The 20,186-nt window shown below is 61.2% G+C and carries 19 protein-coding genes, 1 pseudogene and 1 riboswitch; of the genes and pseudogenes, 6 read left to right on the forward strand and 14 right to left on the reverse strand.

What is annotated here, in order from left to right:
- From AC1ECN_RS14735 to cobU, 3 genes are all read right to left on the reverse strand, one after another.
- Nucleotides 1–2,722 (reverse strand): cobaltochelatase subunit CobN (locus AC1ECN_RS14735; RefSeq protein ID WP_477953391.1); only part of this gene is annotated, 2,722 nt, incomplete at its 3' end.
- Between the two features lie 4 nt (nt 2,723–2,726).
- Complete coding sequence (gene cobW / locus AC1ECN_RS14740; RefSeq protein WP_130672698.1) at nt 2,727–3,776, reverse strand: cobalamin biosynthesis protein CobW; 1,050 nt, start codon at nt 3,774–3,776, stop codon at nt 2,727–2,729.
- Between the two features lie 4 nt (nt 3,777–3,780).
- Complete coding sequence (gene cobU, locus AC1ECN_RS14745) at nt 3,781–4,305, reverse strand: bifunctional adenosylcobinamide kinase/adenosylcobinamide-phosphate guanylyltransferase (protein WP_130672699.1); 525 nt, start codon at nt 4,303–4,305, stop codon at nt 3,781–3,783.
- A 437-nt stretch (nt 4,306–4,742) separates the two neighbouring features.
- Nucleotides 4,743–5,139, reverse strand: a riboswitch (cobalamin riboswitch).
- A gap of 253 nt (nt 5,140–5,392) precedes the next feature.
- On the opposite strand from cobU, the gene AC1ECN_RS14750 reads away from it, so the two are divergent.
- Nucleotides 5,393–7,183 carry a chloride channel protein gene (locus tag AC1ECN_RS14750; protein ID WP_477953394.1) on the forward strand — a complete coding sequence of 597 codons (1,791 nt, stop codon included), beginning with the start codon at nt 5,393–5,395 and terminating at the stop codon, nt 7,181–7,183.
- Between the two features lie 29 nt (nt 7,184–7,212).
- Here AC1ECN_RS14750 and AC1ECN_RS14755 read toward each other — a convergent pair.
- The 4 genes and pseudogenes from AC1ECN_RS14755 to AC1ECN_RS14770 form a co-directional block, all read right to left on the reverse strand.
- Nucleotides 7,213–8,474: pseudogene (locus AC1ECN_RS14755) on the reverse strand (adenylate/guanylate cyclase domain-containing protein).
- 140 nt (nt 8,475–8,614) lie between these two features.
- Nucleotides 8,615–8,836, reverse strand: a complete 222-nt coding sequence (locus AC1ECN_RS14760) for a DUF1127 domain-containing protein (protein WP_130672702.1) — start codon at nt 8,834–8,836, stop codon at nt 8,615–8,617.
- 89 nt (nt 8,837–8,925) lie between these two features.
- Nucleotides 8,926–9,198, reverse strand: a complete 273-nt coding sequence (locus tag AC1ECN_RS14765; RefSeq protein ID WP_003560176.1) for a DUF4242 domain-containing protein — start codon at nt 9,196–9,198, stop codon at nt 8,926–8,928.
- A gap of 42 nt (nt 9,199–9,240) precedes the next feature.
- Nucleotides 9,241–9,723, reverse strand: a complete 483-nt coding sequence (locus AC1ECN_RS14770) for a hypothetical protein (protein ID WP_130672703.1) — start codon at nt 9,721–9,723, stop codon at nt 9,241–9,243.
- 185 nt (nt 9,724–9,908) lie between these two features.
- On the opposite strand from AC1ECN_RS14770, the gene AC1ECN_RS14775 reads away from it, so the two are divergent.
- Nucleotides 9,909–11,042 carry a helix-turn-helix transcriptional regulator gene (locus AC1ECN_RS14775; RefSeq protein ID WP_130672704.1) on the forward strand — a complete coding sequence of 378 codons (1,134 nt, stop codon included), beginning with the start codon at nt 9,909–9,911 and terminating at the stop codon, nt 11,040–11,042.
- A 78-nt stretch (nt 11,043–11,120) separates the two neighbouring features.
- On the opposite strand, the gene AC1ECN_RS14780 is transcribed toward AC1ECN_RS14775, so the two are convergent.
- Together AC1ECN_RS14780 and AC1ECN_RS14785 are read right to left on the reverse strand one after the other, a co-directional pair.
- Nucleotides 11,121–11,891 (reverse strand): SDR family oxidoreductase, encoded by a 771-nt coding sequence (locus AC1ECN_RS14780; RefSeq protein ID WP_130672705.1) that lies wholly within the window; start codon nt 11,889–11,891, stop codon nt 11,121–11,123.
- A gap of 556 nt (nt 11,892–12,447) precedes the next feature.
- Nucleotides 12,448–13,902 (reverse strand): cobyric acid synthase, encoded by a 1,455-nt coding sequence (locus AC1ECN_RS14785; RefSeq protein ID WP_130672706.1) that lies wholly within the window; start codon nt 13,900–13,902, stop codon nt 12,448–12,450.
- A gap of 665 nt (nt 13,903–14,567) precedes the next feature.
- On the opposite strand from AC1ECN_RS14785, the gene AC1ECN_RS14790 reads away from it, so the two are divergent.
- On the forward strand, nt 14,568–15,569 hold the full coding sequence (locus AC1ECN_RS14790; RefSeq protein ID WP_197727409.1) for a glycine betaine ABC transporter substrate-binding protein: 1,002 nt from the start codon (nt 14,568–14,570) through the stop codon (nt 15,567–15,569).
- 19 nt (nt 15,570–15,588) lie between these two features.
- Nucleotides 15,589–15,951 (forward strand): hypothetical protein, encoded by a 363-nt coding sequence (locus tag AC1ECN_RS14795; RefSeq protein ID WP_018074581.1) that lies wholly within the window; start codon nt 15,589–15,591, stop codon nt 15,949–15,951.
- Between the two features lie 59 nt (nt 15,952–16,010).
- Here AC1ECN_RS14795 and AC1ECN_RS14800 read toward each other — a convergent pair whose 3' ends face one another.
- Nucleotides 16,011–16,166, reverse strand: a complete 156-nt coding sequence (locus AC1ECN_RS14800) for an entericidin domain-containing protein (protein ID WP_477953399.1) — start codon at nt 16,164–16,166, stop codon at nt 16,011–16,013.
- A 100-nt stretch (nt 16,167–16,266) separates the two neighbouring features.
- Complete coding sequence (locus AC1ECN_RS14805) at nt 16,267–17,208, reverse strand: LysR family transcriptional regulator (RefSeq protein ID WP_197727410.1); 942 nt, start codon at nt 17,206–17,208, stop codon at nt 16,267–16,269.
- Nucleotides 17,209–17,281: 73 nt separating this feature from the next.
- Between AC1ECN_RS14805 and AC1ECN_RS14810 the strand changes: the two genes are divergently transcribed.
- Nucleotides 17,282–17,470 (forward strand): hypothetical protein, encoded by a 189-nt coding sequence (locus AC1ECN_RS14810; RefSeq protein WP_018074579.1) that lies wholly within the window; start codon nt 17,282–17,284, stop codon nt 17,468–17,470.
- Nucleotides 17,471–17,583: 113 nt separating this feature from the next.
- Here AC1ECN_RS14810 and AC1ECN_RS14815 read toward each other — a convergent pair whose 3' ends face one another.
- On the reverse strand, nt 17,584–18,192 hold the full coding sequence (locus AC1ECN_RS14815; protein ID WP_075224927.1) for a LysE/ArgO family amino acid transporter: 609 nt from the start codon (nt 18,190–18,192) through the stop codon (nt 17,584–17,586).
- 98 nt (nt 18,193–18,290) lie between these two features.
- On the opposite strand from AC1ECN_RS14815, the gene AC1ECN_RS14820 reads away from it, so the two are divergent.
- Complete coding sequence (locus AC1ECN_RS14820; RefSeq protein ID WP_130672708.1) at nt 18,291–19,184, forward strand: LysR family transcriptional regulator ArgP; 894 nt, start codon at nt 18,291–18,293, stop codon at nt 19,182–19,184.
- Between the two features lie 48 nt (nt 19,185–19,232).
- Here the strand turns inward: AC1ECN_RS14820 and AC1ECN_RS14825 are convergent, their stop codons facing one another.
- Nucleotides 19,233–19,592 carry a hypothetical protein gene (locus AC1ECN_RS14825; protein ID WP_130672709.1) on the reverse strand — a complete coding sequence of 120 codons (360 nt, stop codon included), beginning with the start codon at nt 19,590–19,592 and terminating at the stop codon, nt 19,233–19,235.
- 110 nt (nt 19,593–19,702) lie between these two features.
- Complete coding sequence (greA, locus tag AC1ECN_RS14830) at nt 19,703–20,185, reverse strand: transcription elongation factor GreA (RefSeq protein WP_130672710.1); 483 nt, start codon at nt 20,183–20,185, stop codon at nt 19,703–19,705.
- Nucleotide 20,186 lies beyond the last annotated feature (1 nt).

Consider the following 20,186-nt stretch of genomic DNA (forward strand, 5'->3'; position numbering starts at 1 on the left):
GCGTAGCCTTCCAGTTCCCGGGGCATTCGATCTCTCCGGAAACGAATTTCGCCGCCAGCAGTTCGATACGCTCAACGGTGTCTCCGTTGGTTCGCCAGGGGGCATCGAGAATATCTGCGARGATATCAAGACGCGGGCCGGTCCAGACGGCGGCCATGTCGGTGTCGAGGGGATCGAAAGAAGACCCCTCCCCAACTCCTCCCCACAGGTGGGAGGGGCTTACCGCTGCGCTTGCGGCAACCTCTGCGACCAAAACTGATGTCGAGACGGTGCGCCCAGCAAGTCCCTCCCCCTTGTGGGGAGGGGTTGGGGAGGGGTTTCCGAATGCATCCCCAGCAATCGCCCGCTGCAAACTCGCATCCCCACCCTCGCCAAGCCCGCGCGGCACCCGCGCCAGCGCCACGGTCAGGTCCGTCAAGAGCCGTCCTTCGGGCGACACACCGAACACATGCAACCCATCGCGGATCTGCATTTCTTTGAGGTCGCAGAGATAGGCGTCGAGCTTCTTCAGCGCCTCGCCCTCGCTTTCGCCCTTGGCAATGCCCGCATCCCGGTCGAGGCCGATATCGGCGACGAGCTCAAGGATTTGGCGGCTGAGCAGCCGGATGCGGCGGGGATCGCCGCCGGATGCTTCGTAATATTCGTCGACCAGCGCCTCCAGATCCTTGAGTGGCCCGTAGCTCTCGGCCCGCGTCAGCGGCGGCGTCAGGTGATCGATGATGACGGCTGCACTGCGGCGCTTGGCCTGCGTGCCCTCGCCCGGATCGTTGACGATGAAGGGATAGAGATGCGGCAGCGGCCCGAGGATCGCCTCGGGATAGCAGCTTTCCGACAGCGCCAGCGCCTTGCCCGGCAGCCATTCGAGATTGCCGTGCTTGCCCATATGGATGACGGCATGGGCGCCGAATTCGCGGCGCAGGAAAGCGTAGAAGGCGAGATAACCGTGCGGCGGCACGAGATCCGGCGAATGATAACTCTCTTTCGGATCGATATTGTAACCGCGTGCTGGCTGGATGCCGACGAGCATTTCGCCGAAGCGCGCAAAAGACAGGGCGAAGACGCCTTCGCGAAAATACGGATCATCTTCGGGATCGCCCCAGCGGGCCCTCACCTCATCCTGAATCTTATTGGGAAGAGATTCCAGGAAGCTGTTGTACAGACTCAGGGAAAGCGTCTCGCGTATGATCTTTCCGTCGGAACCGGAATTGGTCGGCCCTTCCATCAGATGCCGGATCAGCGCATCGCCGTCGGCGGGAATCTCGGCGACCGGATACCCCGCCGATCGCATAGCCTTCAGCACCTCGATGGTGCCGGCCGGCGTATCCAAGCCGACGCCGTTGCCGAGCCGACCGTCCCGGTTCGGATAATTTGCCATGACGAGCGCGATGCGTCGGTCGCCGGCGGAAGTCTTCCGCAGCCGCGCCCAATTGGCGGCCAGCTCCGCCGTATAGCGCACCCGGCCGGCATCGGCCTGGCTGGCGACGATATTCGTCTCGACCAGCGCATCGTAGCGCGCCGCCGTCTTGAAGGAGACCGCCCGCGCCAGCACCCGGCCATCGACTTCAGGCAGTGCCACGTTCATGCCGAGATCGCGTGCAGACAAGCCTTGCGAGGAAGCTGCCCATACCTCCCTCGACGAGGCCGACAGGATCGCCTGCAGCACGATCGCCTCATTCGCCTCCAGCACCGTCGGCTGCCGGTCCGCACCCGGTGCCGAGACCGCAAAGCCCGTCGTGTTGATGACAACGTCGGGTTTCAACGCCGAAAATACGCTTTCGAGAATGCCGGTGGAGACAGGATCCTTGAGACTATAGGCAAAGACCGGCAGCGGGCGGAGGCCGAGTAACGTCAGCGCCTCGATGAGAGCTTCGATCGGCCCGGTCTCGCCGCTTTGGACGAGGGCGCGGTAGAAGGAAATGGCGACTGTCGGCTTCTCGGCTTGCTCCCTCTTCTCCCCAGCGGGGGTCCGAAGGACGGGTTGAGACCCGTGGCTCAACCCTGGTCGGTGGCCCGAAGGGTCGGATGAGGGGGTGACTCGACAAACTCTGGCGTCCCAATCCTGCTGCTCGCTCCCTCCGTCGCTCGCCCCCCTCATCTGCCCTGCCGGGCATCTTCTCCCCGCTGGGGAGAAGAGGGAATCGGTAACCCGCCGCCACTCCTCGACCCCGATCAGCCCCCGCCCCGGCCACCAAATACCTGCCTTCATCAAAGGCACCGCGGGCGCCGGCTTCTCGGCTCCCGACAGCATCGCCCCGGCATGGTCGAGAAAAGCCTGCGCGTTGGCATCGCCGCCCTCGATCAGATAGGCCCAGAGCGCGTTGAGATCGTCGAGATCAACATTGGAGAAAGGCACCAGCCCCGCATCCGGCCTGGCATCGCCCGGCAGCACGGCGATCAGCGCACCGGCGCGGGCAGCCGCCGCATGCAGCGCTTCCAGCGCGTAGTGGAAATAGCTGGCGCCGCCGAGTGCGCGGACGATAATCAGCTTCGCATGCCGCGCCGTGCGCTCGACATAGGTATCGACCGACATCGGATGCTTCAGGCTCATCAAGCTGGCGAGCCGGAGCGAAGGCCCCGCCCCGCGATCGCGATGGGCGGCCGCGATCGCAGCAAGCTCGCTGTCGGCAGCCGACAGGAACAGGATATCGCCCGGCGTCTGCCCGAGGTCGATTGCCTCCTCGCCGTCGCTGATCGTTCCCTGTTGAGCCAGAAGCAGATGCATCGGGTTACGCCAGCGCTTCGATCGCCGCCCTCACCGTGTCCTGATCCATTTCGTGCAGGCCGATGACGACAAGGCGCGTGGCGCGCTTTTCGCTCGCGCCCCACGCACGGTCGAAATAATGGTCGATACGGCTGCCGACGGCCTGGAGCTGCAGGCGCATCGGCTTGCCCGAGACGTCGACGAAACCCTTGAGGCGCAGCACGTCATGGGCAGCAATGATACCCTTCAGCGCTTCGACGAAGCCGGCGGGATCGGCAATGGGTCCGAGATCGACGACGAAGCTGTCGAATTCGTCATGGTCGTGCGGCGCACCGTCTTCATGCTCCAGCTCGTGATGCGACTTGCGATTGGCGACATCGTCCTCCGTGCCGATGCCGAGGCCGAGCAGGATGCCGGCCGACACCTCGCCGTTCCTCGCCTCGATCATCATGGGCTTGCGCACCGTGCGGGAGGCGACCTCGTCTCGCACCCTGATAAGCCCGGCAGCATCGATCAGGTCTGTCTTGTTGAGCACGATGAGGTCGGCGCAGGTCAGCTGATCCTCGAACAGCTCCTCGATCGGGCTTTCGTGATCGAGCGATTCATCTTCGGCGCGGCGCGCATCGACCGCATCATGGTCGTCGGCGAAGCGGCCGGCGGCAACGGCAGCGCTATCGACCACCGTGATGACGCCGTCGACGGTCACCTGGGTGCGAATGTCGGGCCAGTTGAAGGCGGCGACCAGCGGCTGCGGCAAAGCAAGGCCAGAAGTCTCGATGACGATATGGTCGGGCCGCTGCTCGCGCTCGAGCAGCTTCGTCATCGTCGGAATGAAATCATCCGCAACAGTGCAGCAAATGCAGCCGTTGGTGAGTTCGATGATGTCGTCCTCGGTGCAATTCTCCGCACCGCAGCCCTTCAGCACGTCGCCGTCGACGCCGAGATCGCCGAATTCGTTGATGATCAACGCGATCTTCTTGCCGCCGGCATTGGTGAGCAGGTTGCGGATCATCGTCGTCTTGCCGGCGCCGAGGAATCCGGTGATGACGGTTGCGGGAATCTTCTGCTGGTTCATGGACTTAACCCTTCATTTTCAGCGACAGGCCTGCCGCGATGAAATAAACTTCGGCGGCCTTCGCCGCTATCGATTGGTGCAGCCGGCCGGCATGATCGCGAAAATCCCGCGCCATGCGATTGTCGGGCACGATGCCGAGGCCGACCTCGTTGGAAACGAAAACGAGCCGCGCCTTCGCGGCGGGCAGGAAATTGGCAAGAACGGCAAATTCCGCCGCCATGTTCCGCTCCTCCATCATCAGATTGGTGACCCAGAGCGTCAGGCAGTCGATGAGGACGATGCGCTCCTTGCGGTCGATGGCGGTAAGCTTGCCGACGAGGTCGAGCGGCTCTTCATGCGTCGTCCAGGACGGACCGCGATCGGTCTTGTGCTGAGAGATGCGCGCCTGCATCTCCTCATCCCATGCCCGCCCCGTGGCAAGGTAGTGGCGATCAAGCCCAGTCGCCGTTACGAGGTCTTCGGCGAAACGGGATTTGCCGGAGCGTGCGCCGCCGAGGATGAAGACGGTGTTGGAGGCGGCGGCGATCATGTGCAAACGGTCCGCTGATCAGATAGGGCACGCCGTGTGGCCCCCCTCATCCGACCCTTCGGGCCACCTTCTCCCCGCTGGGGAGAAGAGCGAGCAAGCCTTAGTCCAAGGTCGTCTCTCTGACCTCTGCGGGATGAGAAAGACCGAGCCGTTGCGGCATACCGCTTCTCCCCAGCGGGGAGAAGGTGGCGGCAGACGGTTGAGGGGATGAGCGGCAAAGCCGCGAATGTGCTGAGCGCAAGTGAAGCGCAACAACGAAAGACCCACAGTTTTCCGTACCCAAGGACTTGGGCACACTGGATTCCTGTGACAAGCACAGGAATGAGGGAGGAGAGGAAAGCACCTCCCCGTCGCGCCGCACCAGGCCGCGCCGAATTCAATCGTTCAGCCAAGACAACCTCCGTGCTGGCAACGGGCATAGTGCCCAGGTGTGGGCTTCTCGCCCGGCACGCATGGCAGGTCTCCTGGCTCGCAGTTATCGGCCGCGATCGGGGCAGACCGGAAACCGGTCGCCCTGATCGTGCCAGCGGATCATCCTCGCCTTCCCGGCCGCATCAGTGAAAAGGTGGACGATTCGTAGACTTGAGAGGCGTCCGACCCCGGTTGATCACCATGCATATCCAGTGGCTTTTCCGGCATATCGCCTGTCCAGCCCGCCCGCACGATTGCAGGCTCCGAGCCGGAAGGGCTTGATGCCGGATGGAAGACCCTGACCGCTCTACAGTCGCGGGGTCGGCTGTGATGAAGGCGCCCGGCTTGGGTCCGCCCCGTCACATTCCCTTTTCATCCGGAAGGGCGTAACACCGATCCGGAACCATCCGTTATGTCAGGATGGTCAGTCGACCATCCGTTATCGGGATGGTTAGGCAAGCGCAGGGGTGAAGTCAACCGGCCTTGGCGGTCGACCAATTGACGGCCGGCCGGTATGCCTGCTCCAACACGACTTACTCTACCTAAAACATCGTCATTTATCAGAGACTTACGTCACAAATATTTATCCCGCCCGCCGGGTTTTCGCCGCAATTGCGTCGCAAGCGGACTGCGCCTTCGCCCTTGACCGGGCCTCTCCCTGCCTAGTTGTCTTGCCATGCTTATGAAATTGGATCGGCGCCGTTTCCGCGCGCTGCGTGTTTTCTTCGATCCGGGACGCCTGCGGGCGCTGACCCGCCGTAGCGAGGTTGGCCTGTCGCTGGCGGGCGCCGTCGTCGGCATCATCTCGGGTCTCGCCGTCACCGGCATGAGCTACGTCTCCAATGAGCTGCATCAGTTGGTCTTCGGCATTGCCGACAGCGAACGACTGAGCTCGTCCGAGATCGAGAGCAAGATGCTGCTGCTCACCGCCCCCGTCATCGGCGGCGCCCTGCTCGGCCTGCTGCTTTTCGTGCTGGCGAAACGGCGCAAGAAGCCGATGGTCGACCCGATCGAGGCCAATGCGCTGCATGGCGGCCGCCTGTCTCTGACCGACAGCATCATCGTTGCCGTGCAGAACCTGATCTCCAACGGTTTCGGCGCCTCGGTCGGCCTGGAGGCCGGCTATACCCAGCTTGCCGCCGGCCTCGCCTCGAAATTCGGCCTGAAGCTGCAGCTTCGCCGCTCGGACCTGCGCACCCTCGTTGGCTGCGGCGCGGCGGGCGCCATCGCCGCCGCCTTTAACGCGCCGCTGACCGGTGCTTTCTATGCCTTCGAGCTGATCATCGGCACCTATACGATCGTCTCGCTGACGCCTGTCGTCGTCTCCGCCCTTGTCTCCACCCTGATCGCAAGGTTACTCGCCGGCAGCGATTTCACCATCGATATCGGCAGCTTCGGCTCGGTCGTGCCGGCCGACTATATCCCGGCGCTGCTGCTCGGTGCTTTCTGCGCCGGTGTCGGCATCCTGATCATGCAGGGCGTCGCCTTTGTCGAAGAACTGGCGCGCAAGAGTTCGATCGCCCCACCCTTCCGCCCGGCACTCGGTGGCATCATCGTCGGCCTCTTGGCGATGATCTCGCCGCAGGTGCTCTCGGCCGGCCACGGCGCGCTGCATCTCAACCTTTCCCGTGAGGTGGCAATCCCGACGCTGATCGGCCTCTTCCTCTTGAAATCCTTCGCCTCGGCGATCTCGATCGGCTCCGKCTTCAGGGGTGGGTTGTTCTTCGCCTCGCTGTTCATGGGCRCCCTGCTCGGCAAGCTCTTTGCCTATTGCGGCCCCTATTTCGCCGATGCGACGCTGACGCCCGTCATCTATGCGGTGGTCGGCATGAGTTCGCTTGCCGTTGCCGTCATTGGCGGGCCGCTGACGATGACCTTCCTGGCGCTCGAAATCACCGGTGATTTTCCGATCACGGCGCTCGTGCTCGCCGCCGTCATCACCTCCTCGCTCGTCGTGCGCTCGACCTTCGGCTACTCCTTCGCCACATGGCGCTTTCATCTGCGCGGCGAAAGCATCCGCAGCGCCCATGACGTCGGCTGGATCCGCAACCTGACGGTCAACAAGCTGATGCGCGCCGACGTCAAGACAGCAAGAGCCGGCATCTCTCTGGAGGAATTCAAGCAGGCCTTCCCGATCGGCTCAACCCAGCGCGTCATCCTCGTCGAGGAGAGCGACAAATATGCGGGCCTCGTGCTGGTGCCGGAGATCTACGCCAACCCGACCGACGCGCAGGACGAGGGCAAGACGCTTGCCGATTTCATCCACTACCGCAATGATTTCCTGCAGCCGCAGATGAATGCCAGGCAGGCGGCGGCGATCTTCGACAAGAGCGAAAGCGAAGCACTCGCCGTCGTCAACAACCTGATCGAACGCAAGGTGATCGGCCAGCTCAGCGAAAGCTATACGCTGCGCCGCTACAGCGAAGAACTCGACCGCCGCCGCCGCGAGGTCTCAGGCGAGATCTGATCCGTCATCGCGCCGACCGGATCGACGCTTCAGGATACCGCGTCGGCGAGCTTGAACACGTTTACCGCTTTTGAAACCCCGCGCAATTCGAAAGATCCCAGACATTCGTTGGCGACGGCAGAGGTCCGCGCGAAGCTTTCCGACATCAGAAGGTGGTGTCCGAGCGTGCTGCAGAGTTTTTCGAGGCGCGAAGCCTCGTTGACGGCGCTGCCGATAACCGTGAAATCAAGCCTGCCGCGTGCGCCGATATTTCCGTAGAAGACCTCGCCGAGATGCAGCACGACATCGACGCCGATGTCAGGACCTCCATCATTCCTCCGCTGACCATTCAGCACCTTGTTGGCTTCTAGAATATTCCTTGCCGAAGCCAGTGCGGCCATGCAGGCCTTTTGCGGATCTTCAGCATCGGTCGGAAAGATCGCCAGCACACTATCGCCCATGAACTTGAGGATCTCGCCCGAATTTTCCTCGACATGCCAGCCGATCAGCTCGAAATGTTCATTCAGAAACCCGGCGATTTCGCCCGGCTGATAAACCTCGGTCAACGCAGTGAAGTTTCTCAGGTCCGCAAGCAGGATCGCAGCATTGATCGCCCCTCCCTTTCCCCTCTGAATATCGCCTGCAAGGATGCGTGCACTTGTCTTGGCGCCTGTATAGACGGCAAGGATATCCGATGCGGTTTTCGATGCCGCAATACGATAACAAGCCAGCCCCAGCGCTGGGAAAAGCTTCGCGACGATCGCCAGTTGATCATCAGAAAATCCGCCCGGCCTATCGCTTGTGAGAGACAGACTGACTCCACGCAGCGCAGCCTCCTTCGGGAATTCCAGCAGGCTGACCAGGTGATCCGTGCCGCCGCCATGCGCGAATTCCGCAAGCTGCGGGTAGTCATCGACACCCTCACCCTTAGCGATGTTCCAGCGACCTGACGTTTCGCCACGGCCCAAAAGAAAATAGATCGGAGTCTTCTCGAAATTCAGCACTCCCGCAGTGCCATATTCGGCATTCTCGATCGTGGTCACACCGCCGCGCACGAAATTGGCCGAGACGCCGCCATACATGGGATGAATAGACGGCATTGAAATGCTTCCCCGCCAAATCGGAAAGCCATCCGCGATCAACCGATCGCACAATCCGGCTATCAGCTCGGCAATATGCTCAGCTGTAATTCCATGTTCTATAAGCCACTGAATATGATTGCTAATTTCCGAACCTCCACATGAGCCGCCACAATCTTATGATGGCAAATCGGGCAAATGGGCGGCAATGCCGAACCGGGTCGCCACGACATCCAGTGATAGCCCGGCCAAACCGATGTTTCTAGCCATCGAGCTCGGCCACGACGACCGCGGGGCAGATGGCAGAGAGATTGATACCGGTATCGAGGCATTGCGAGGTTTTACGCCCGATGCGGACGCCCGCCACGACACGCTAGCGGAACCTGCTCCAGTCTGCATCCTGTGAGGCGACGAAGGGTATTTCGCCCCTCGACACGGCAATGTCTTTCAGCATGTGATCTGGCAAGGCGCCAAGCCGATTTGCTACCGATCGCCTGCTCCGCCAGACGATAAGGGCGCGCAGCGGAGAGGTAAGCAGCACCATCACTTTGCGCAGTCGCAGCTCGACCGCGCCGGACAAGAACTTCTCGTTCATTGTGATCCCCATGAATTTGCGCGTGCCGATGGCAAGATCGCAACCCGGAGAACCGGTCGGCGACTCGTTCGCCGGCCGGTTCCGACATCCTAGCGCGCCGAATGTGGGCCGATGAGCGTGGTGATCTCCGTCACCCGGTCCGCCGGGAAACCACCCTTTTCCGCGTGCCGATAGACCGCTTCCGCACTCTCGGCCTCATGAACGCAGTACATCTTGTCCCCGGTCACATAGCTGGTGATCCACGTATAGGGTTCGCCGAGGGAAGCTACGACGGCGTTGGATTTCGCCGAGATCTCGCGCAGGGTTTCCTTGTCCATGTCCCCGAGACCTGGAATGTTTCGTTCGACAACGAATTGCGGCATTGTTTTATCCTTTCATGATGCCTTGAATGACGCAGCGCTTCATCAACCGTGCGCATGCCGGCAGCTGACGTCAGGGTTCATGTCGGCGAACGGTCCCTTCGGATTGTTCTTCCATGCCCAGACGTGCAGCTCGTAGAAAGCCGGAAGGCCGTAGCGGTTCGGTGCGTTGGTGAAACTGAACAGCTGGCCGCCGAGATTGGCGGGACCTTTCGTCGTGATGTATTCGACAGCGACGAGTTTCATCTTGCCGTGTTCGTCAGGCTCGTACATCACAGCCTCCGGCTTGGAGAGATCAATGGCCTCATCCTTGATGAGGTCGGCACTGACATAGTGGATGCCCATCGCACCTCCATCTATGCCGCTGGTGCATGGGATCGGCGAATAGCCTTCCTTGACGGCCTGGTTGACGTCCCGGAAGCGCGCATTGGCCTCCCGGACCTGTTCCGGCAGGCCGGCGCCGAGCGCTGCAGCCGGAAGAGCTGTCATAATGAGAAGCGCCGCGATTGGCGCTTTTGTCGCTTTCATAAAGATTGCCTCCAATTTCTGGTTGTCCAAGCCGATTGGATTCCGGCCGGCAGTGCGTTGTAAAAAATCCGCACGCTGAAACATCTCCCGCGTGGGGGATGAAATCTTCCGCAAATCCCGGAAATGAAGGCACCATGGCCGGCGACAATTGACCGGGCTGGCCGGGCTGATGCAGGATTGTGATCATGGAACAGCAGCTGTCGGAAATTATTGGCGCTATTTATGATTGCGTGGCCCGGGAGGATGCGTGGTCAAACGCTCTTCGTCTGATCAATGGTCAGGTGAATGGTTTTCTAACCACGCTTGCCGTCTTCGACACCACCACGCGGTCCGCACGGCTGGCCCAGATCGCCTGCGATGACGGAGAGGCCATCCGCACCCTCGTCGAGCATGCGAAGGACGTCCCGTTCTTCCACCTTCTCCACCGAATGGAGATCGATCAGCCGGATACGCTGGAGCGGATGTTTTCCCTCTATGGACCCGATGGCGAAGCCGTCTGGAAGAGCGGTGCGCTATACCAGAACTTTCATGCCAGATATGGGGTTCTAAACTCGATCGACATGGCCGTGCTGAAGCGCCCGACCCGTGTCGGGACGATCAACATTTCAGTGCAATACGAACCGAGCGAACGACGCGTCTTCGACATCGTCGGTCTGCTCGGTCCGCATATCCGCCGTGCCGTGACGATCCACGACATGTTCGAGATGGAGCGCGCCGAAGCCGCCGTCCTCAGGGAGGTCATCGACGCCCTCGATCATGCGGTCTTCATCGTTGCAGAAGACATGACGATCCTCTTCGCCAATGAAGCCGCCGAAGCACGGCTGCGCGAGCAGCACGTGGTCCACTCGCTTTCAGGCCGTCTGGCCGCTCGCTACAGTTATGCAGGTGCCGCCCTTTCCAACGCCGTGGCGCTTGGCGCGCGCGACGAAATCAGTCTCGCGGCCGCCGGCATCGATGTTCCGCTAGCCTCGGCCGAGCGTCCCGCCGTCGCTCACGTTCTGCCGCTGCAGCGGCGCACAGAAAGGGGACGCTTCGAAAGCCGGGCGGCTGCGGCGATCTTCCTCGCCGCGGCGGGAACGGTGATCCAGTCGGCCGTCGAGGCCGTTGCGGCCCTTTTTGCCCTCACGCCTGCCGAACGGCGCGTGGTCGGCTACGTGTCCGAAGGCATGACGCGATCCGAGATCGCAAATGCACAGGGCGTTGCCGACGGCACCGTCAAATCGCAACTGGCCGCCATCTACGACAAGACGGGAGCGGAAGACCAGCGCAGCCTGCAGCAGCTCGTACGCGAACTCAGCCCACCTGTCAGGCGCACGTAACATCTCGACATCAAGCTTCGGCCGATCGGAAGAGGCGAAAAGGCGCGCCGGCGGCACGGCGCCTCAGGGCATCTCCGCTTACATCGTGACCGTCATGCCGCCGTCGACCGTCAGCACATGGCCGTTGACGAAGGAGGCGGCGGCGCTTGCGAGAAACAGCGCCGCGCCGGCGATTTCGTCAGGGCGTCCCCAGCGCTGGACCGGGATGCGCTGGCGCACGAAGGGCATCAACTCCTCGTTCGCCGCCATCGCGGCGTTCGTCTCGGTGGCGAACCAGCCGGGCGCAATCGCGTTGCTGGTGATGCCGTGCGGGCCGAATTCGACCGCCATGGCGCGCATCAGGCCGGTCAGACCCTGCTTGGCGGCCGGATAAACGCAGTCGCCGGGCATGACGACATGGCCGCTGATCGAGGTGACCGCGATCAGGCGGCCATAATTGCGCCGCTTCATCAGCACGCTGGCGTCCCGCGAAAGCGTTATCGCCGCGGCCAGATCGGTGAGCAGCAGCTCTAAGACGGCCTCATCGTCGAATTCGGCCAACGGCCGCCTGTCGCGGGCGCCGACATTGTTGATCAGAATATCAAGACGGCCGTGGATCTTGTCGATCTCGGCCATCACAGCACGCTGGGCCCCGCGGTCGGCGATATCGAACACGGCCGCCTCCGCCGTGCCGCCCGCAGCCCGGATGGTCCTGACGGCATCTTCTAGCGTCGCCGTCGTGCGCCCGGTGACGATGACATGCGCACCGGCCTCGGCAAGGGCGCTCGCCATCTCGAAACCCAGACCTCGGCCGCCGCCAGTCACCAGCGCCACCTGACCCGCCAGTGAAAATCTCTCCAATACGCTCATGGTTTCATCGCTCTCAATCGTCCGCGCCACAATTAATGGACTCAGTCAACTAATTTGGCAAGAGTGAATGGCAGCCGATGGGCGCAAGTTCCTCCCCGATAGATTTGACCTGCAGTGCGGTCACTTCGGCTCCGGCTGTTGGATGACTGGCGGCGGCGTATCGCTCTTATTGCCGCCTCGATCGAATGGCTTGATTACCAGGATGCCTAGGACAGACGCTATCATTGCTCCGACGATGATCATCATTAACATTTTCATGGGCTCGCCTCGCGTCAGATCAATTCGCCCTTGGCCTTTGCGATTTGAGGCCGACTATCGGGATAGTCGTGCGGCGCAGTTTTTGAGGCAGGGATAAGCCTCTTCGCAAAAGCCGACGATTCAACATCTGCCGCCCGAAAACGTTCCATACCCAGACGGAACGTCCGCATCGACGACTTCAACGGCGATATTATCCGCGCGCTCGGACGCGTCGAGGGCAGGCTTCGCCTCTGTCAGGCGTGCGCCATATCGCAACATCTTGGAACCGTTCTACGCTTTCCTGAAGAGCTGAACCGCTCTAGCCGAGCAGCCCGGCAAGCCAGCGCGGATCGAGATGTTTCTCCAGGCCGTTCGCGACCTCGTCGAGCGCCCGGTCGACGCTTTCGCGGTAGTTTCCGCCTTCGCCTGAGAGCCCGAAGCTTTGAAGCAGACGGGCGCGGTAGGCGTCGCTGGCAAACAACCCGTGCAGGTAGGTGCCCATGATCCGGCCGTCGGCCGAAAGCGCACCGTCAGGTGCTCCATCGACGATCGCCGAAGGCCGATCGCAATCCGGGCCGCGGGTGATGCCAAGATGGATCTGGTAGCCGGCAAGCGGCGCGTCATATTCGGTCGAGCGGGCAGCGCTGTTGCGCACGGTCTTCTCCGGCGCCATGTCGGTTTCGACATCGAGAAGCCCAAGCCCCGGCGTCTCCAGTGTCCCGCCCTCGATGCCGAGCGGGTCGCGCACCATGCGGCCGAGCATCTGGTAGCCGCCGCAGATGCCGATCACTCGGCCTCCGCGCCTGACATGCGCCTGGAGATCGCGGTCCCAGCCCTGAGCCCTGAAATTGTCGAGATCCGATATGGTCGATTTCGAGCCGGGAAGGATAATGAGCGCCGCATCCTCAGGCAGGCGTTCGCCGGACCTTACGAAGACCAGCTCGACATCGGGCTCGGCGCGCAGCGGATCGAGATCGTCGAAATTGGCGATGCGCGGCAGCACCGGCACGGCGATCTTCAGCGCGGCCGTTCCGCCCCTCGCCAGCCGTTCGAGCACGACTGAATCCTCGGCCGGCAGCTGCGCAGCACCCCTCAGCCAGGGCACGATGCCGAAACACGGCCAGCCGGTAAAACCTTCGATGGCGCGGATACCGTCGTCAAACAATGAGACGTCGCCGCGGAACTTGTTGATGATATAGCCCGAGATCATCGCCCGGTCGGCACTGTCGAGGATCGTATGCGTGCCGACCAGCGAAGCGATGACGCCGCCGCGGTCGATATCGCCGACAAGCACGACCGGCACGCCGGCCCGCGTCGCAAAGCCCATATTGGCGATATCGCCGGCCCTGAGATTGATCTCGGCCGGCGATCCGGCGCCCTCGACGATAACGAGGTCGGCACCCGCAGCCACTTTTTCGAAACTTTCGAGCACGGCGCCGAGCAACTGAGGCTTCAGCCGCTGGTAGTCCCGTCCTTTCGCCTGTCCGAACACCTTGCCCTGCACGATGATCTGGCTGCCATTTTCCGATTGCGGCTTGAGCAGCACCGGGTTCATGTGCACCGAGGATGGCGCGCGCGCGGCCAGCGACTGCAGCCACTGCGCGCGACCGATCTCGCCGCCATCATCCGCGACCGCTGCATTGTTCGACATGTTCTGTGGCTTGAACGGCCGGACAGTCAGCCCGCGATTGGCCGCCAACCGGCAAAGGCCCGCAACCAGTACCGTCTTGCCGACATCCGAGCCGGTTCCCTGCAGCATGATCGCTCTTGCCATGGTGGCTCACATCCGCCTCTCGTTCAGGCGAGGCCTACAATGGGCGGCAACCTCGGGTCAAGCTTGGCCCGGGCCAAGACTTGGCTTGGGCAAGTTCCCACGCAAACGCGAAAACCGCGCATGGCCTTGGCTCTGCGCGGTTTGCCGAAAACTCAGGCGTCTTCGCCCTTACACGGCGAAGCTCGCTTTCTCCGGTACGCACTACCTGAACCGGAGAAGCGGCGGTCATTGCTGCCACGCCCCAACTGATAACGGCACATTCTTACCGGAGAGTTATTGAAGGCTTACGCAAATGTTAATTTTGATCTTTTTTGATATTCTCGTCGAAATTTCTGCCGAAGATCCACCGCCGATCGCGAAGAGCGTGCATTTCGTCCGAGGTCGATCTTTGGGATCCTCACATAAATTCTTCGAATTCAATAATTTAGTCACGCAACCATGAGCAGAAGATGGTTGATTTCTGCGAGCGAACGCGTAGGCTCCATCACAATGCGCCATTGTTGAACATGGCCTGCGATGAGTTGCCGGAGCCGCAAGGACGGACGGTGCCCGTGAACCGGAAAGCCTGTTGCTGTATCGCCCGGCAAGCGTTTTCTCTTCGGGTGCCGGAGATATTTGTCGGTTGATTTCAGAGCCTGCGCGTCCGCCTAAGAAGAATTCGGGGAATGACGATGAAGACGCTTCTGATTCCGGCCGTCTTTGCCGCGGCTCTTTCTACCGTCGAGCTGGCTGAAGCCGCCGAATGCGGCAGCGTTTCGATCGCCGAGATGAAATGGGCCTCGGCAGGCATTGCGGCGAGCTTCGACAAGATCATCCTGGAAAAGGGATACGGCTGTTCCGTCACCATTGTCGATGGCGACACCCTGCCGACCTTCGCCTCGATGAATGAGAAAGGCACCCCCGACATCGCCTCGGAATACTGGATCAATTCTGTCAGGGGTCTGCTCGATCAAGCCGTCAACAGCGGCCGGTTGGTGCAGGGGGCCGAAATCCTGGCTGACGGCGCCGTCGAGGGCTGGTGGATCCCGAAATTCATCGCCGACGCCCACCCCGACATCCGCTCGGTCGAAGGCGCGCTGAAACATCCCGAACTCTTCCCCGCCGAGGACGACCCGTCGAAGGGCGCAGTTTACAACTGTCCCGCCGACTGGAGCTGCCAGATATCAACCACCAACCTGTTCAAGGCGCTTGCCGCCGACAAGAAGAGCTTCGAGCTTGTCGAAACCGGCAGCCCCGAACAGCTTGAYGCCTCGATTGCCCGCGCCTTCGAAAACAAGGTCGGCTGGCTCGGTTATTACTGGGCGCCGACCGCCATCCTCGGCAAATATGACATGACGCGCCTGAGCTTCGGCGTCGGCCATAACAAGAGCGAATGGGACCGCTGCACCGCCGTTGCCGGCTGCGCCAGGCCCGAGGTCAATTCCTATCCGGTCTCGCGCGCCTTCACGCTGATGACCCGGTCCTTCGCCAGCCGCGCCGGACCTGTCACGACCTATCTCAAGACCCGCAAATGGGACAACAAGACGATCAACCAGGTGCTCGCCTGGCAGGACGAAAACCGCGAAAGCAACGAGGATGCCGCAATCTATTTCCTTCGCAATTACGAGGGTCTGTGGACCAAATGGGTGCCAGTCGATGTAGCCGAGAAGGTCAAGGCGAGCTTATAACGACAAGACACGAGCTAGCATGGACGATTCGATGACAGGCAATGTTCCCTTTCCCGACCGCGATACCGTTGCGGAAAAGCTCGCCGCGCTTTCGGAGACCGACAAGTCGTATTTGGCGCTGCTGATGGAAAATGCCGCCCAGGACGACAACCTGCTCGACGGACTGCGCCGCCATCTCGATCTTGCCGCCGGATCGCGTTTCCTCAACTCGCTGAAGCTCGAAAATCTGGGAATTTGGCTCGGAACCCAGGCGCCGGACCGGTTACAGATCCGACTGATGGAAACCGCCCGCTCCAGCCAGCATCCCGCCTACCAGGCCTTCCGGACCGGTCTCGACCGATCCGGCGGGCTGGAAAAGATTTATCCCCCGGTCATCCGTTAGGATGATCCGACCCCGGTCAGCACCTAATCTGCCAATCCCGGAAGGAATTTGAACCGTCGTTACTTCTTCGCGGCGCGGTCGACCGAGCGGCCGGCATCCTGCGTGGCGTTTACARTATTTGCCGTATCTTTTCCTATACCGCGGATCGTGTTGCCGCAGGAGGAAAGGGCAAGAAGAACCATCAAGGCTGCGGCAATTTTGGCCGTTGTCGTCATCTCGGATATCCTTGTTTGAAATCAACCCCGAACGGCGACAATTGCCGTCCGCGCCGATAACGCGCGACAAACCAAAAGGTTCACTGGCTAAGTCGGCGCTTCAGGCGGCGACCGCCTTCGCTCTCTCGGCAAAGGCGCCGCGAATGCTGTCGGCCACCGTCTCGATCGGGCCCGACACCTGCGAGGCGGTCAGCAGGCGGATATCGAAGGCGCCGAGTTCCGGCAGCCCTTCCTGAGGCCCGAGGATCGCCATGTCCTCGTTGACATAGGACAGCGGCAACGGCGCGATGGCGAGATCGGAAAGCACTGCGGCGCGCTGCGCCATCGTGTGACCGCTGAGATAAGCGACGCGATAATGCCGCTTGTTGCGTTCGAGCTGCGAGAGCGCTTCCTGGCGCCAGATGCAGCCATCCTCCCAGATCGAGATCGGCAGGGGGTCGCGGCGATGCGCCGAGCCGCACTTGGCCCCGGCCCAGACCAGTCGCTCGCGGAACACGACCTCTCCGCCAGTCGGGAACGGCCGTGTCGCACAGTTGATCAACGCGAGGTCGAGCCGTTGCTCTTCCATGCGCTTCTTCAGCCCCATGCTCATGTCGATCGTCACGTCAACCATGATGCCGGGATAGCTCTCGGCAAAACTCTTCAGAATGCTCGGCAGCAGCCGTTCGCCGATATCCTCCGGCGCGCCGAGCCGCACGACGCCGCTAAGCTCCGGCATGATAAACCGCGACACCGCTTCGTTCGACAGCGCCAGGATGTTACGGGCATAGGACAGCAACATCTCGCCGTGGCGCGTCAGCGATACCGAGCGGGCGTCGCGCAGAAACAGCGTTGCCCCCAGTTGTTCTTCAAGCTTCTTGATCTGCATCGACACCGCCGATGGCGTGCGGAAGACTGCCTCTGCGGCGGTCGAAAAATTGCCCGTCTCGGCGATGGCAACAAAGGTGCGCAATACATCGTTGTCGAGCAGCGGAATGGGACGGCGAAAGGGTATGCTCATCGTCGCATCTTTCAATTTTTCTGATTTATAACCCGATATCATTTTGTTTGATTGAATGTCAATTGAACCCGATATTTCGCGTGTCGGCAGCTAAATGCAGCCAAGGAGGCCCGACATGTCTCAAACAAGCATCTGGAATATCGTACAAGCCCTTTCCGCGTTCAAGGCGCAGAGGCGCAGGGATGCCAACCATGAGCATGCGCTCCGGGAGTTAAGGCGCTTTCCGCCACATCTGCTGGCAGATTGCCAGCGCGAGCTAGAGTTGACCGTCCCGAAGCGCCGCGCGTGCGATGGGACGCGGTAGAGACGCTTCATCCCTTTGAATCCGCTCATAATCTGGGCAGATCGATGCCGGTCAACTCGCAACGTCGCCGCTCGACCTGCGCTGCAGCGGATGATAAGCCGGTCGAACCGCGATCACATCCCGCCCAGCAATTTGAAGGCGATGATCCACATCGTGAAAGCGACGAGCGTTTCCAGGACGCGCCAGGATGAGGGTTTCGAGAAGATCGGACGCAGCCGCTTTGCGCCATATCCGAGCGAAAAGAAGAACAGGAAGGAACCCGTCACCGCCCCTGCCGCAAAAGAAGCCTGCTCTCCCGGATATCGGGTCGATATCGTGCCGAGCAGCACGACCGTGTCGAGATAAACGTGCGGATTGAGCCAGGTGAGCGCGAGGCAAGTCGCGAGCGTCTGCCGGAAGCTCGACGTTTTGGCTTCCCCAGCCGTGAGAGCGGCGGACGACCGCAAGGCGGAATAGAGGCTTCTTGCCCCGTACCAGACCAGAAATACGGCTCCGCCGTAGCGCATGACAGGATCGAGCCAGGGCATGAACCTGGCGATTTGCTGGAGGCTGGTCACGCCAAGCACGATTAGCGCGGCATCCGATACCGCGCATGCGAGGCAGACGGCGAAGACATGTTCGTTGCGCAAGCCCTGGCGGAGGATGAAGGCGTTCTGCGCACCGATGGCGACAATCAGGCTGAGGCCCATCATCAGGCCGGTTCCATAGATCGAAAAATTCATCGCTTCGGCCAACGCCCCATTTCGGTGAGGTTGCGCTATCCCCATTGCGGGAATTAGGCTAATTAATTTGACTTACTCTGATTAAGCGAAACTAATCTATGCTCGACTATCCCGCTGTTCGCGCCGTCGCAACCATTGTTCAGACAGGCAGCTTCGAAAGAGCCGCGACCGTGCTGAACGTGACGCCTTCGGCCATTTCCCAACGCGTGAAGCAGCTCGAGGAGCGTCTCGGCGTCGTCCTCATCGTCAGAGGCACGCCGTGCACGGCAACGGAAAAGGGAGAATGGCTCTGCCGCCATATGGAAAATGTCGGCATGCTCGAAGCCGAACTCTTCGGGCAGCTGCCGGCTCTCGTCGATCCCGACGAACCCCGCCAAAGGGTCACGCTTCAAATCGCGACGAATGCCGACAGCCTCGGGACATGGTTCGTCGAGGCTATGTCGAATTTCGCCAGGAGTTCTTCCTATCTGCTGAATATCGCCGTCGACGATCAGGACCACACCGCCGAATGGCTGCAGCACGGGCGGGTGATCGCAGCCGTCACCAGCCTGGAAAAGCCGGTCCGCGGATGTCGGCGTTTTGCCCTTGGGGTTCTGCGTTACCACGCCACGGCAACGCCCGATTTCGTCGCGCGCCATTTTCCACAGGGCGTGACATCAGAGGCGATCCGCAACGCTCCGGCGCTGACCTTCAATCAGAAGGACAGGCTGCAGAGCAGTTGGATCAGGCGAACGTTCGGACGCGATCTCGATTATCCCACCCACTGGCTGCCGTCGCCGCAGAGCTTCGTCGAAGCGAGCCTTTCGGGCATGGGATGGGGAATGAACCCGACACAGCTGACCCGCGAGCACCTTGCATCCGGACGGCTGGTCGAGCTGGTGCCCGACACGCCGCTCGATGTCCCGCTCTACTGGCAGATAAATCGCCTCGCCGCCGACCGCCTGGCGGATCTGACGCGCGAAGTCGTCACCGTGGCCCAGCGCCGTCTTTGATGYATCACTCAAAAATGCAGCTTCATCCCAGTGACCGGGTCGCTTTTATCAGACGTAGGCCATGCGGCTGCCGAACTCACTGGTCTCGTCAAAATTCGTCGTGCCGATACGCTCGCTTTCGCCGGAAAGTTCTTTCGGAGCGTCACCGGCAGGCTTCGATGCAGCAGACGCCTGAGTTTGGCTGCTCTCGCTCGCTTCGAGCTTGGCGATCTTCGCCTCCAGCGTATCGATAGATTTTTCGATCGTGGCCTTCTCTTGATCGTCCTGGGTTTCCGACAGGGCTGCCTTCTTTTCGGCAAGCTGCGCCTCGAGAGAGGCAAGTTGATCCGACGAACTGGAAGACGAGGTTGAAACGGCTGAACTCGAAATGGTGGATGCAGAACTGGAAATTGCGCTAACCATGAGCATGACTTTCGATGATGGAATGTCATCGTTCTAGCCACGGATGGTAAAGGTTCAATAAATAAAGTACCAAACGGTACCAAAATAATGAGTGACGGTTCGCAAATATCGCTCTCTTATGTGATGGCAATGATCTCCAGTTCCTGGCCGCCTGTCTCCACCACATCGCCGACAGCCTTGCCCATCAGCAACCGCGCCACCGGGGAGACGTAGGAAATCGATCCCGTCTTGGGATCGGCTTCGTCCTCCCCGACGATTCGATAGGTCTGCACGCGCCCGTCGTCACGGCGGAAAGTCACCGTGCTGCCGAAGGCGACGATGTCGATTGACGTATGGTCAGGCATGAGCTGGGCAGTGCGAAGTCTTGCCGCTAAATAGCGAAGATCACGCAAAGGATTGGCTGTCTGCCGCCGCCGTTCGTTCACGTCGTCGATGGTGCTCGCCGCATCATAGGTCTCGCGGGCCTGCTGGAAGTGCAGCTCCAGAGCGTTCAACCCCGCTTGCGTGACAAGGTTCGGATGCGCCGAAATCGGACGATCGGGCAGCAGGGTTTCCGAAGCGGTTTCGAAACTCTCTTCCTTGGTGAAAGCGACGGCCAAT

This window comes from Rhizobium sp. 01N447_2, from assembly GCF_056399245.1.

Excerpts from the sequence above, each read along its gene's own strand:
- AC1ECN_RS14765 (WP_003560176.1), bottom strand. The coding sequence starts at position 9,198 with ATGCCGCAATTCGTTGTCGAACGAAACATTCCAGGTCTCGGGGACATG.
- AC1ECN_RS14820 (WP_130672708.1), top strand. The coding sequence starts at position 18,291 with ATGCTCGACTATCCCGCTGTTCGCGCCGTCGCAACCATTGTTCAGACA.
- AC1ECN_RS14795 (WP_018074581.1), top strand. The coding sequence starts at position 15,589 with ATGGACGATTCGATGACAGGCAATGTTCCCTTTCCCGACCGCGATACC.
- AC1ECN_RS14805 (WP_197727410.1), bottom strand. The coding sequence starts at position 17,208 with ATGATATCGGGTTATAAATCAGAAAAATTGAAAGATGCGACGATGAGC.
- AC1ECN_RS14760 (WP_130672702.1), bottom strand. The coding sequence starts at position 8,836 with ATGAACGAGAAGTTCTTGTCCGGCGCGGTCGAGCTGCGACTGCGCAAA.
- cobW (WP_130672698.1), bottom strand. The coding sequence starts at position 3,776 with ATGAACCAGCAGAAGATTCCCGCAACCGTCATCACCGGATTCCTCGGC.
- AC1ECN_RS14810 (WP_018074579.1), top strand. The coding sequence starts at position 17,282 with ATGTCTCAAACAAGCATCTGGAATATCGTACAAGCCCTTTCCGCGTTC.
- AC1ECN_RS14785 (WP_130672706.1), bottom strand. The coding sequence starts at position 13,902 with ATGGCAAGAGCGATCATGCTGCAGGGAACCGGCTCGGATGTCGGCAAG.
- AC1ECN_RS14780 (WP_130672705.1), bottom strand. The coding sequence starts at position 11,891 with ATGAGCGTATTGGAGAGATTTTCACTGGCGGGTCAGGTGGCGCTGGTG.
- cobU (WP_130672699.1), bottom strand. The coding sequence starts at position 4,305 with ATGATCGCCGCCGCCTCCAACACCGTCTTCATCCTCGGCGGCGCACGC.
- AC1ECN_RS14770 (WP_130672703.1), bottom strand. The coding sequence starts at position 9,723 with ATGAAAGCGACAAAAGCGCCAATCGCGGCGCTTCTCATTATGACAGCT.
- AC1ECN_RS14825 (WP_130672709.1), bottom strand. The coding sequence starts at position 19,592 with ATGCTCATGGTTAGCGCAATTTCCAGTTCTGCATCCACCATTTCGAGT.
- AC1ECN_RS14815 (WP_075224927.1), bottom strand. The coding sequence starts at position 18,192 with ATGAATTTTTCGATCTATGGAACCGGCCTGATGATGGGCCTCAGCCTG.
- AC1ECN_RS14775 (WP_130672704.1), top strand. The coding sequence starts at position 9,909 with ATGGAACAGCAGCTGTCGGAAATTATTGGCGCTATTTATGATTGCGTG.